10 protein-coding genes are annotated in these 12,575 nt (G+C 68.5%); 5 read left to right on the top strand and 5 right to left on the bottom strand.

What is annotated here, in order from left to right:
• Positions 1-6: 6 nt before the first annotated feature.
• Together M2283_RS32525 and M2283_RS32520 are read right to left on the bottom strand one after the other, a co-directional pair.
• Positions 7-801: a pectate lyase gene (locus M2283_RS32525; protein ID WP_280880034.1), complete on the bottom strand. Its 795-nt coding sequence runs from the start codon at positions 799-801 to the stop codon at positions 7-9.
• A 33-nt stretch (positions 802-834) separates the two neighbouring features.
• Positions 835-1,815: a pectate lyase family protein gene (locus tag M2283_RS32520; protein ID WP_280880033.1), complete on the bottom strand. Its 981-nt coding sequence runs from the start codon at positions 1,813-1,815 to the stop codon at positions 835-837.
• Between the two features lie 304 nt (positions 1,816-2,119).
• On the opposite strand from M2283_RS32520, the gene M2283_RS32515 reads away from it, so the two are divergent.
• From M2283_RS32515 to M2283_RS32500, 4 genes are all read left to right on the top strand, one after another.
• Entirely contained in the window at positions 2,120-3,451 is a 1,332-nt protein-coding gene (locus tag M2283_RS32515; protein ID WP_280880032.1) for an extracellular catalytic domain type 1 short-chain-length polyhydroxyalkanoate depolymerase, read from the top strand.
• A gap of 161 nt (positions 3,452-3,612) precedes the next feature.
• Positions 3,613-5,079, top strand: coding sequence for a hypothetical protein (locus tag M2283_RS32510; RefSeq protein ID WP_280880031.1), 1,467 nt, complete (start codon positions 3,613-3,615; stop codon positions 5,077-5,079).
• A gap of 14 nt (positions 5,080-5,093) precedes the next feature.
• On the top strand, positions 5,094-6,140 hold the full coding sequence (locus tag M2283_RS32505) for a caspase family protein (RefSeq protein WP_280880030.1): 1,047 nt from the start codon (positions 5,094-5,096) through the stop codon (positions 6,138-6,140).
• Positions 6,141-7,071: 931 nt separating this feature from the next.
• On the top strand, positions 7,072-8,091 hold the full coding sequence (locus tag M2283_RS32500) for a M4 family metallopeptidase (RefSeq protein ID WP_280880029.1): 1,020 nt from the start codon (positions 7,072-7,074) through the stop codon (positions 8,089-8,091).
• 11 nt (positions 8,092-8,102) lie between these two features.
• Here M2283_RS32500 and M2283_RS32495 read toward each other — a convergent pair whose 3' ends face one another.
• Complete coding sequence (locus M2283_RS32495) at positions 8,103-9,182, bottom strand: NADH:flavin oxidoreductase/NADH oxidase (protein ID WP_280880028.1); 1,080 nt, start codon at positions 9,180-9,182, stop codon at positions 8,103-8,105.
• A 92-nt stretch (positions 9,183-9,274) separates the two neighbouring features.
• Between M2283_RS32495 and M2283_RS32490 the strand changes: the two genes are divergently transcribed.
• Complete coding sequence (locus M2283_RS32490) at positions 9,275-9,643, top strand: ArsR/SmtB family transcription factor (protein ID WP_280880027.1); 369 nt, start codon at positions 9,275-9,277, stop codon at positions 9,641-9,643.
• Here M2283_RS32490 and M2283_RS32485 read toward each other — a convergent pair.
• Both M2283_RS32485 and M2283_RS32480 read right to left on the bottom strand, forming a co-directional pair.
• Positions 9,563-10,951 carry a nucleobase:cation symporter-2 family protein gene (locus M2283_RS32485; RefSeq protein ID WP_280880026.1) on the bottom strand — a complete coding sequence of 463 codons (1,389 nt, stop codon included), beginning with the start codon at positions 10,949-10,951 and terminating at the stop codon, positions 9,563-9,565. The two genes, M2283_RS32490 and M2283_RS32485, sit on opposite strands and share 81 nt — an antisense overlap.
• A gap of 126 nt (positions 10,952-11,077) precedes the next feature.
• A complete protein-coding gene (locus M2283_RS32480; protein WP_280880025.1) occupies positions 11,078-12,421 on the bottom strand; it encodes an FAD-dependent oxidoreductase in 1,344 nt (447 codons plus the stop codon).
• Positions 12,422-12,575 lie beyond the last annotated feature (154 nt).

Genomic DNA, 12,575 nt, shown 5'->3' with positions numbered 1-12,575 from the left:
CACGGCCTACTTGTAAGTGATGTCGCTGGTCGCGTACTTGCAGTACGTCGAGTCGGGGCCGGTGCCGTTCGTGGTCGGCTCGGCGCCCGTGTTGTTCCCGATGTACTTCTGGCAGGGGATGATCTTCTTGCTGGAGTCACCGACGATGGTGATCTTCTTCAGGGTCGCGCTGTCGCCGTAGTTGGTGTTGATGCCGACGAGCCGACTGCCCTTGTAGGTCGCCTCGATGGTGTTGAGGTTGATCGTCCGCTTGTACTGCGTCTTGCAGTTGCCGCAGGAGCGGACGAAGGTGCCGAAGGTCTGCGCGGCGAAGTTGGAGACGTTCAGGGTGCCCGCGCCGTTGAACTGGAACACCTTGTCGCCGGCCTCCTTCGCGCCACCGCCGGAGACGGTGTACACGTTGGACGACGAGGAGCCCAGGAAGGTCGCCGCGTCCTCGCCGACGTCCTCCCACCACACGTTCTGCAGGGTGCAACTGCCCAGGCAGTGGATGCCGTCGGCGGCCGGGGCGCCGATGATGACGTTCTTGAGCGTGGCGCCGGCCGCGAGTTCGAGGATCGGCCCCTGGTCCTCGTCCTGGCTGCCGCTGCCGAGGTCACCGCTGCCGTACAGACGCAGCATCCCGTAGTCCTTGGTGCCGGACACGGAGATGGTCTTGGTGACCGCCTGGCTGCCGCTCGCGGTGGGCCAGGTGGCGGCACTGGCGGGAGACAACGCGCCGGATGTCATGATCATGCCAACAGTGAGTCCGAAGGTCGCCACCGCGCCGGTGAGCGCACGTGGCCGGATGGAAGAAGTCATGTCCCGATTCCTTCTCCGAGGTGGGGGGAGTGGTCAGAGCTTTCCGGTGCCCGCGCCCGCGGTCACCGAGGCGATGACGGTCGAGGCGGGCTCGGCGGTGTAGCTGTAGGGCGGACTGGTGAAGGTGCCGACCTGCGAGACCTCGGTCGCGGCCCCGCCGAGGTCGTTCCCGCTCAGGTTGGCGTAGCCGTCCACGTCGCTGTCCCGGTTGGTGGTGACGGCGACCGCTGTGTCCCGGAAGACGTTGTTCTGGACGAGCATCTGGGCGCCCATGCGCGAGTGCACGGCGGTCGAGGCACCGACGACGTAGTTGTCGTAGAAGTGCCCGGTGCCGAAACGAAGGCTGGGGATACGGGAGTTGACCTGGTCGAACCAGTTGTGGTGGTACGTCACCCGCAGATGCCCGGTGTCCTCGCTCGCGTTGTTGTCGCTGTGGCCGATCAGCGATCCCTTGTAGTGGTTCTTGAAGGTGTTCCAGGAGACCGTGACGTAGTCGGAGGCGTGACTGATGTCGACCAGGCCGTCGTAGTAGTCCTTGCCGTGGTCGAGGTCGGACGAGAAGGCGTTGTGGTCGAGCCACACCTTCGTCGACGCCTGCACGGTGATGCCGTCGGCGGGCGCGACCGGCTTGCTGATGTTCAGGTTGCGGACGACGACGTTCGTCACCTTCTTCAGCCGCAGCCCGCCACCGGTGAACCCGGACGCCGAACCGACGCCCAGCACTGTGGTGTTGGACCCGATGTCGACCTGACCGCTCAGCGAGATCAGGCCGTTGACCTTGACCACCTTCGAAGTGCCGCCGGTGACCGCCGACTTGAAGGCGTCCAGCGTCGACACCGTGACCGCCGCGGCGCTTCCGCCACCGGTCGTCCCGGCGCCGAACCCGACCGGCGAGGACTCCGCCGCCCCCGCCGACCGGGGGAAGACGAGGACGGTGGCCACGGCGAGTGCGGCCACGGCCGCCGTCGTCAGGGCGGTTCTTTGCGGGTGTGCACGTGGGGGGCGAGTACGCATGCGGGTGCGTCCCTTCGGGAGGATTCCTCAGTTCGTGTACGTGATCGATGTACATCATGTTGAACGCCATGTGCGGGCCTCACGACCGTTCGGGGATGCCATGGCCCCTAACGGTCACACTGCTGAACGGAACGTAGAGGGCAAGCGCTTTCTAGTCAACGCTTTGCGCAGGGGGTGTTCCGTCTGTGCTGGTAGGTGGCAAGGGCTGTCTTAAACGGTCCGCAGTGTCGTCGTGGGAGCGCTTCCATGGCGGTCGTGTCCATGCCACTATGCCGAGCGAACGCCTGCCTTCCGCGAGAGGAGCATGGACGTGCCCACCCCCACCCGCACCGCCACGAGGAGACCGCCGCGGCCGGTCCTCCTGGCGTTCTTCGCCGCGCTGGTGCCGTTATTGGCGCTCGCACTCCTCGGCGCACCGCCGGCCGCCGCCCGCCCCCAGGCTCCGGCGGCCGTCCCCACCGCGACGCTCACCGAGGTCACGGACTTCGGCAGCAACCCCAGCGACCTGCAGATGTACGTTTACGTCCCCGGCAGCGTCACCGCGCACCCCGCCGTCCTGGTGGCCGTGCACTACTGCACGGGATCCGGCCCTGCGATGTACTCGGGCACCGAATTCGCCTCGCTGGCCGACCGGTTCGGCTTCGTCGTGATCTACCCGTCGGTCACCCGGGCCAGCAAGTGCTTCGACGTCTCCTCGCCCCAGGCCCTGCACCGGGACGGCGGCAGCGACCCCGTCGGCATCAAGTCCATGGTCGACTGGGTGAGTCGGACCTACGCCGCCGACCCGACGAGGATCTTCGCGACGGGCATCTCCTCGGGCGCGATGATGACGAACGTCCTGCTCGGCGACTACCCGGACGTGTTCGCCGCCGGCGCCGCCTTCTCCGGGGTCCCCTTCGGCTGCTTCGCCACCACCGACGGCTCCGAGTGGAACAGCGCCTGCTCGGGCGGCACCGTGCTCCACACCCCGCAGGAGTGGGGCGACCTGGCCCGCGGCGCCCACCCCGGCTACACCGGCCCGCGACCCCGTATGCAGCTCTGGCACGGCACCACGGACGACGTCCTGCGCTATCCCAACTTCGGGGAGGAGATCGAACAGTGGACGAACGTGCTCGGCGTCAGCCAGACCCCGACCTCCACCGACACCCCCGCCACCGGCTGGACCCGCACCCGCTACGGGGGCACCGGTGACCGTGCCCCCGTCGAGGCGATCAGCCTCCAGGGCGTCGGCCACAACCTCTACGCCTACGGCATGGCCGCCCGCGTCCTCACCTTCTTCGGCCTGGACGCCGACGGCCCCGCACCCCAACCCCCGCCGGGCGCCTGCAAGGTGACGGCCACGACCAACGCCTGGACCACCGGCCTGACCGCCTCCGTGACGATCACCAACACCGGCACGACGACGATCAACGGCTGGCAACTCGCCTTCACCCTGCCGACCGGCCAGACCATCACCAACGGCTGGAACGCCACGTATGCCCCGGCCTCCGGCTCGGTGACCGCGACGAACGCCTCGTACAACGCCACGATCGCGCCGAACGCGAGCGTGTCCGTCGGGTATCAGGCGACGCACACCGGGAACAGTGCGGCGCCGGGCACGTTCAAGCTCAACGGAACGGCCTGCACGGTCGGTTGACCGGAGGACACTGCTCTGGCTCATCTGGACGCCTTCCCGAGGCGGTGACACACTCACGCCACTGAGGCCGTGTCGCCGCCTCACAGGGGGGAGTCTGCTGGTGAGGGGTGTAAGGGGGAGTACTACAGGGGTTCGGTCGGTCCCCGGAGACGAGCGGTCCCATGGGCGCGTCTGACGAAGTTCGACTTCTTGAAATCACGATGCCGCAGGCAGGTTCGGCCGACGCGTACGCGGCCATGGACTCCGTGATTGCCTCTTTGGACCGACGCCGGGTCGTCTTGCATTTTGCGGGCGGCCTGCTCGGCCATGAGTCCGCAGCCTTGGCCTTGGGCGGTGCCGCCGAGGCCTATGACGGGGCGGGCGCATGTTCCGTCTTCCTTCTCCAGGGCGGCGGATTGAGGCAGACGCTGACACGGAATCTGCCGCGAGTTCTGCGTGAGGCTGTCTTCCAGATCGTCCTGGCGCGTGTGCTGTGGTGTGTTCTCGGCAAGGCCGCCGAGCGGTCGGTCCTCGGCGCACGCGGAGGGGCACAGTCCGGGAAGCTGCCCATTCCGACGGTCAATCGTGTCGCGGTCGAACTCTCCGCTCTCCAACGGGGAGACGAGCCCTACGCCACGACGGCTCCGCGAGTGGACGTGTCCTCCCTGACAGCGGCGGAGGAACGATGGCTCACCGAGTCGCTGTCGAGGGACAGGCAGTTACGGAGTCTCGGTCACTCGGTGCGGGAGGACGAGGGGCTGTTGATGTCGTCCACCCGTGCAGAGGCGGCGGAACACCACGGGAGCGGCCACGGTTCCCGTGCCGTCCTGGAATTGGCGACCGGTCTCCTGGTCCGGAAGGTGGTGAACGCGGTACGAGCGGTGATCGAACGGTTCCGGGCGGGCACCCATCACGGTCTCTACCCTACGGTCGTCGAGGAGATACTGCGCGAGTTCTGCCTCGCTCACCTGGGCGGCGCGGTATGGGCCGGGATGAAGGACGAAGCGGTCACGGCCTTCCGGTCTGGCGACGGGAGTTCGACAGGCCTGGGGCGCCATTTCCTCAACGGTTTCATCGACACCGTGTCGGGGCCGGAGACGAGGGAGGTCACGCTGGTCGGGCACGGCTCGGGTGTCCCCTTGATGAATGCGTTCCTGGCCGCGTTGGACGCTCGCAGGGGCTTGGCGGAGGGCATCCTTCCGGCGGACTTCCGGATACGCGACGTGGTCGCAGTGGCTCCGATGTGTACCTTCCCCGAACTGGCGTCGATGCTCAGGTGTAGGAACACGGCCTTCGAACGCTTCCGCATGTTCGCGCTGACGGACGAAGCCGAGCAGGCTGATCACCTCGTGCCCGTCGCCTATCCACGCTCGCTGCTGTATTTCGTCTCCGGCGTCCTGGAGCGCGACGCCAACGGTACGAGCGCGGTGCTTCCGCTGTCCGGCATGGCGCGCTGGTATGGGCCGGGGCAGACCGCGGGCGGTCCGGAGGCCGAGGAGGTACGTGTTCTGGCCGACGCTCAGCCGGCCTCGTTCATCTGGCTACCGGAGACCGGGCCGTCGGTCGGCGCGAGCGTCACCCGGTCCCATTCGGAGATACTCGCGGACCCCATGGTGCTCTCCAACCTGCAAGCATTGATTTCCAGTTGATACGGGGGACCTCCATGCGCCCACATCACTACGCTGTGATTTCCGGGATCAACCGGTACGTGTCGCTGGACGACCTCCGGGGGCCCGTGAATGACGCGGAGGCCTTTCAGCGGTGGCTCGTCGATCCCCACGGTGGCGACGTACCGGAGAAGAACATTGTCTGGGTGGAGGCATCCGCCGGGACGGACGCGATCGATGCCGACTCCGCACAGCCCACGGCGACCCGGATCTACAGGGCGTTCCTCGACGTCAACAAGCGGCTGAGTGCTGAACTGGAATCTTCGCCGGAGAGCCGGGAACAGTCGCGGCTGTACGGCTACCTGGCCGGACACGGCACGGCACCGGGCGGTACGGGGTGCGCGGTGCTGATGCCTTCCGCCGACGAGGATGGCCTGGTGGACCACGTGGAAGTCCAGCTCCTGGCCGACTGGTACGGGAGGTCCGGCCCCTTCAAAGAGGTCCTGTTCTTCGTCGACTGCTGTCGGGAGGACCTGCATCTGCTCCCGTGCGGGCCCCCGATGGTTCAGGAGTGGCTTTCCAACGATCCGGTCAGTGTCGTCCTCGGGTTGGCGGCCGAAGTGGGGCAGCAGGCGTTGGAGCCGCTGTCCGAGACCGACGGTATTCCGCTGCGCGGTTACTTCACGACAGCCCTGTTGGAGGGTATGGCGATGTCTACGGACGCGGCAGGGCGCGTGACGGTGGCGGGGCTGGACGGACATGTGCGCCGGCTGGTCCTGCGTCGTACAGACCGACGCCAACTGGCCTCCGTGCGCCAGCAGCGGGGGATGCCGGTCGTCGTGCGACGCACGAAGCCCAGAGAGACCCATCGCGTGCGGGTGCGTTGCACGGGTACCGCAAGGAACCTCGTGATCAGAGACGAGTACGAGGACATTCTGGCGCGGGGGGACGCACGCCATGAAACGCCGTGGGAGCTGGAGTTGCCCAACGGTGTGTACTGGGTAGGCCCCAAGGAATTCGCGGCCGGTGATCTCTCGTGCGAATTCGTGGTGGAGGGGAGGGACACAGATGTCCGCTACCCGGCCGGGACGACTTTGGAGTGACTGGGCTCCCTTCACGGACGTGCCCTGCACCGCCCCGCTGACCGGCACGCGGCCGGGCAGCGGGGAACACCGGCGGGCGGCGGACCGATGGAGCCGGCGCGCGACGCTCGGTTCGAGCGGTGAGACACCGTCGTTGGTGGTTCTGCTCCTTGGCCCACCACACTCGCTGCGCAGCGACGGCCCACTCGTCCGGCAGATCACGGACGAGACCGGCCGCGCACTGCATACAGGCGCGTGGGAGTCGGGGGGAACCGGCACCGAGGCATGGACGGCGTGGAGCAACCGAGTCCCGGCCGGCAGCTATCGCCTCGAATGGCGCAGCGGAGCCCTCACGCTCGCGCAAGCTCTGTGGGTGGAGCGGAACTGGACCACGGTGGCCTTCGTCCCTACGGGACGACGAGGGCTGGATCCCGCCCGTGCCGCCGTTCACACGATCCAGTGGGGGAGCGCGTGGGATCCGGACGACGAGATGACTCTCGCGCAGGAGGTTGTCCTCGCGGGTCTGCGGCAGAGCCGGTGCCTGGTGACGGGCGAGATGGTCGAGCGACTGTGTGGTGGAGCCTTCAATCCTCTGCAGGCCCTCGTGTGCGCAAGCGCGCTCCAAGCACCCGAACCGGTGGCGAACTCGGAAGACCGACGTCGCCAGTTCCGGCAGATCACCGAGGAGTTGGTCCGCAGGATGCCGTGGCATCCGGATGTCCGGGTACTGCGACCGGAACTCGACCGACTGAGCGACTACGCCGTCAGTTCGCCTCCGCTGATGACCGCTTCGTGCATGCGATTGCTCTCACGCGACGCGTCGAGAGACCGGGGCCAGAGTAGTCCACTCGTTCCAGGTTCCGCGGCCGAATACGCGACCTCCAGGCTCGCGAGCACCGGATTGTGGACGACCTGGCTGCGACAGACCGGTGCTTCGCACCGGGACACGCCCGTGCCAGTAGACAAGGTCATGGTGTTCCTGCGCCAGGCGGCTTCCGTGAACGACCTCACCGTCGACCAGGTGGTGGAACGACTGGGTGAACAGGAAGTCTGCCGTCGGACGTGGGTACCACGCCGGCTTGTCGGCGAAGCGGTCGGGCGCATCCGCGCTCCCCGGCGGAGCATCTACGCATCCGAGTCGGCGACGTCCGCACCGGGCAGGAAGGTGCGCAGCGAAGGCGACCCGCCCACCCAGGACGCCACGGTCAACCGCGCCTATGCCGCGCTGGGTGCCACGTATGAACTCTACCTGAACGCCTTCAGCAGGCATTCTCTGGATGGAGAGGGCTTGCCGCTGGTAGCGAGCGTGCACAGTGGCGAGGCCTACAACAACGCGTTCTGGGACGGTGAACGAATGATCTACGGGGACGGGGACGGGGAGATCTTCCTCGACTTCACCATCCCCGTCGACGTGACGGGCCACGAACTCACCCACGGTGTAGTCCAGTACACGGCCAACCTCTCCCACTACGGCCAGCCCGGCGCCCTGCACGAGTCGATTTGCGATGTCTTCGGCTCGCTCGTGAAGCAGTACACGCTGGGCCAGACGGCCGGCGAAGCGGACTGGCTCATCGGCGCGGGCCTGCTCGCACCACGCGTGACCGGAGTTGCGCTGCGCTCCATGAAGGCGCCGGGTACCGCGTACGACGACGAGGTGCTCGGCAAGGACCCGCAGCCCGCGACTATGGACAACTATGTCCGCACCGGCCGCGACGACGGCGGCGTCCACATCAACTCCGGAATTCTCAACCACGCGTTCTACCTGGTCGCGACAGCCCTTGGCGGATACGCCTGGGAGAGGGCGGGGCAGATCTGGTACGACGTTCTGACCGGCGGCGAGCTCGCGAGCAGTGCCCTGTTCGCCGACTTCGCCAAGCTGACCGTGAAGGCCGCGCGCGAGCGTTACGGCGACGGGGGCGAGGAACTCCAGGCCGTGTCGAAGGCGTGGGAACAGGTCGGTGTGCGGGTATGAGCCGCGGCAGCTCAAACCGACCGGTGGTACTGATCCGGCACCCGCACATCCCCGCCCAACTCCCGCGCCGCGTCCCGGGCCCAGGACGGGGATCGCAGCAACTCCCGGCCCAGGAGCACGGCGTCGGCGTCGCCGTTCGCGAGGATCTTCTCGGCGTGTTCGGTCTCGGTGATCAGGCCCACCGCCGCGACCGGCATTGAGGTCTCGGACCTGACGCGGGCCGCGAAGGGGACCTGGTAGCCGGGGGTGGTGGGGATGCGGACACCGGAGGCGTTGCCGCCGGTGGAGACGTCGAGGAGGTCGATGCCGTGGGCGTGCAGGTCGGCGGCGAGGCGGACGGTGTCGTCCGGCGTCCAGCCGTCGGTCTCCAGCCAGTCGGTCGCCGAGACGCGGAAGAACAGCGGCTTGTCGTCCGGCCAGACCTCGCGCACGGCGTCGACCACTTCGAGGGCGAAGCGGGCGCGGTTCTCGTACGAGCCGCCGTAGGCGTCGGTGCGGTGGTTGGAGTGCGGGGAGAGGAAGGAATTGATCAGGTAGCCGTGGGCGCCGTGGATCTCGGCGACCTCGAAGCCGGCGGCGAGGGCGCGGCGGGCCGCGTCCGCGAACTGGCCGACGACGTCCTGGATTTGATCGACCGTCAGTTCCGTCGGCACCTGGTGCCTGTCGTCGAACGCGATCGGGCTCGGTCCCAGCGGCTGCCAGCCGTGCGCCTCCGGTCCGACCGGCGCGCCGCCCTTCCAGGGGCGCTCGGTCGAGGCCTTGCGGCCACTGTGCGCGAGCTGGATGCCGGGCACCGTGCCCTGGGAGACGAGGAAGCGCGTGATCCGGCGGAACGCCTCGACCTGGGTGTCGTTCCAGATGCCCAGGTCGTACGGCGAGATCCGGCCCTCGGCGGACACGGCGGTGGCCTCGACGATGATCAGGCCCGTGCCGCCGGTCGCGCGGGCGCCGTAGTGAGCGAAGTGCCAGTCGTTGGGAGCGCCGGTCTCCGGGCCCTCCGGCGCGGCCGAGTACTGGCACATCGGGGGCATCCAGACCCGGTTCGGGATGGTGACATCGCGCAGGGTGAAGGGCTGGAAGAGGGAGCTCATGGTGAGCTGCTCCGTTCTCGCGGGACCGAGGGACGGTTCGTACGATAGGCATCGTAGTACGTGAAGTGTCAAACTACGAGACCTCTCGTACAATGGCTGTCGTGAGTACCACTACCCCCGCCGCCGGCAGTCGGGATCTGCCGCATCCCGTGCGCGACGACATCCGGTTGGAAGGCGTGCTGCACGCCTTCTCCGACCCGATGCGGCTGAGCATCGTGCGAGAGCTCGCCGCCGACGGCGACGAGCTCTCCTGTTCGCACTTCGATCTGCCCGTCACCAAGTCCACGACCACGCACCACTTCCGGGTGCTGCGCGAGGCCGGGGTGATCCGGCAGGTCTACCGGGGCACGGCCAAGATGAACGGCCTGCGCCGGGACGACCTAGACGACCTCTTCCCGGGACTTCTCGACACCCTCCTCACGGCCGCCGCTCGCCAGTCCCGCCGGCTCGGGGACGGCTGAACCGCCCTTCGAGGGAAGGTGGTTGAAGAGGAGGTTCAGGGCGATCGCCGTCACGCAGCCCGCGCTGATGCCGCTGTTCATCACCGTCTGGAACCAGTCGGGGAACTTCGCGTAGACCGTCGGCACGCCGACCGGCAGCACGCCCACGGCCACCGAGACCGCGACCACCGTGAGGTTGTGGTTGTCCTCGAAGTCGACCTGCGCCAGGGTCCGCAGGCCGCTCGCGGCGACCGTCCCGAACATCACCAGACCCGCACCGCCCAGCACCGGCGCCGGTATCGCCGCGACCACCGCGCCCAGCTTGGGCAGCAGGCCGAGCAGGACCAGGATGCCGCCGGCGGTGGCCACCACCCAGCGACTGCGCACCCGGGTCATCCCGACGAGCCCGACGTTCTGTGCGTACGCCGTGTACGGGAAGGTGTTGAAGATGCCGCCGAGGACGGTCGACAGGCCGTCGGCGCGCAGGCCGTCCGACAGCGAGCGGGGTTCGACCTTGCGCCCGGTCATCTCGCCGACCGCGATCAGGTCGCCGGTCGTCTCGGTCATCGTCACCAGCGCCACCACCAGCATCGAGATGATGGCCGACGCCTCGAACGTGGGCGCCCCGAAGTGGAACGGCGTGCTGATGCCCAGCCAGTCCGCGTCGCCGACCCCGCCGAAGTCGGTGAAGTCGAGGGGGACCGCCACCGCGAGGCCCACCACGATGCCGGTCAGCACCGCGATCCGGCTCAGGAAGGCCGGCGCGAACCGCTGCACGCCGAGCACCACCGCCAGCACGAACCCGGCCAGGGCCAGGTTCTTCGGCTCCCCGAAGTCCGGTGAACCGGCCCCGCCCGCGGCCCAGTTGCCGGCGACCGGCAGCAACGAGACGCCGATGATGAGGATCACCGTGCCCGTGACCAGCGGCGGGAAGAAGCGCAACAGTCTGCCGAAGACCGGCGCGAGCAGCACGATCGCGAGCCCCGCGACGATCACCGAACCGTAGATCGCGGGCAGCCCGCCGCCCGTCGTACCGATCAGCACCATCGGCGACACGGCCGCGAACGTACAGCCCTGCATGATCGGCAGCCGCACGCCGAACCGCCAGAACCCCACGCACTGGATGAGCGTCGCGATGCCGCACACCAGCAGATCGGCGGTGATCAGATACGCCAGATCCGCGGGCGACAGCTTCATCGCACCGCCCACGATCAGCGGCACGGCCACCGCGCCCGCGTACATCGCGAGCACATGCTGCAGGCCGAAGGCGGCGAGCTGCCGCACGGGTGGGACCTCGTCGACGGGATGGACGGGAGAAGTCGTCGTCATGGGTACTCCAGAGCGCCGGCAGGGGATGGCATCCCAACAGCACGAGACCGTAAGGGCTTTGAACAGTTTGTTGATGTCCGGGTCGTTGCCGATGTGTGTCTGCCCACCCGGCGCTGTCCCACGCCGCTAGGAGGACGTCGTACGCGCCGCGGCCAGCAGCGTTTCCCAGTCGGCCAGCTTGACCACACTCCGCCCCAGCGACGCCCCGAGCACGGCCTCGGCCCGCTCGATAGCCAGCCACCCCGGCCACGGGACCGGGTCGATGCCCTCGGCCCGGAGCACGGCGACCGGATCCACCGACAGGCCATCTCGTACGAGCGTGGGGGCGTCCGCGAGCAGCGAGGTCACCGTCTCCTTGGCGCACGGCCGGTTGGTGCCGATGACGCCCGTCGGGCCGCGTTTGATCCAGCCGGCCACGTACTCGCCGGGGGAGGGGGCGTCGTCGCGCAGGACGCGGCCCGCGCTGTTCGGGACGGTGGCGCTGCCCGGGTCGAATGGCAGCCCCTCCAGGGGGACTCCGCGATAGCCGACCGACCGCAGCACCAACTGGGCCTCGATGTCCTCGTGCTGGCCGGTGCCCGTCACGCCGCCGTGTCCGTCCGGCTCCGTCCGCTCGAAGCGCACCGCGCCCACGTGCCCGTCCTCGGCGAGGAGTTCGACCGGGCGGAGATAGAAACGCAGCCGGATCCGGCGTGCGGTGCCTTCGTCCGGCCGTGCCGCCCAGCCGCGCAGCACCTCGACGTTGCGGCGCTGTGCCGGAGGCAGGGCGGAGGGGTCGGCGTAGGCCGGGTCCAGGGCCAACTCCCCAGGATCCACGGTGACTTGGGTATCGGGCAGCCCGCCCAGCTCTCGTAGCTCCTTGGTGGTGAAGCGGCCCTGGGAGGGTCCGCGCCGGCCCACCATCTGGACGTCGGTCACCCGGCTCGCGGCCAGCGCGGTGAGCGCGGCCTGCGGTATGTCGGTCGGGCTGAGTTCCGCCGTGCCGCGGGCCAGCATCCGTGCCACGTCCACCGCGACGTTGCCCATGCCGATGACCACCGCCGAGTGGGCGTCCCGTACGAAACCGTCGTCGGCCGAGTCGGGATGGGCGCTGTACCAGGACACGAACTCCGTCGCCGACCAACTGCCCGGCAGGTCCTCGCCGGGGATCCCGAGATGCCGGTCGGTGGCGGCGCCGACGCAGTACACCACCGCGTGGTAGAGCGCCCGCAGTCGCGTGACCGGCAGCCCGCCGGGGCCGACCTGGATGCCGCCGAGGAACCGAACCCGCTCGTGCTCCAGGACCGTACGCAGGTTGTTCTGCAGGGACTTGATCTTCTCGTGGTCCGGTGCGACCCCGTAGCGCACGAGGCCGTACGGGCAGGGCAGTCGGTCCAGGACGTCGACGAGCACCGCGGAGTCCTGCTGGACCAGACTCTGGGCGGTGTAGACCCCGCTCGGCCCGGAGCCGACGACGGCGACACGCAGCACGGCGGTACTCCTTACGCCTTACGACAGGAGTTCGCTGACAGCTTCAGGATCGCACCGGTGGTGCTCGGCTGACAGGGTGCAGGCGCAGGCCGGGCGTGCGTGTCCGTTCGTATGGAATGTGATCATGCGGTTACGTTGCGTGTGTGCTAGAAGC

The organism is Streptomyces pseudovenezuelae (assembly GCF_029892565.1).
Lineage (GTDB): Bacteria > Actinomycetota > Actinomycetes > Streptomycetales > Streptomycetaceae > Streptomyces > Streptomyces pseudovenezuelae_A.
Note: the sequence above shows the minus strand (reverse complement) of the source record. Positions and strands in the feature narration are given on the sequence as shown.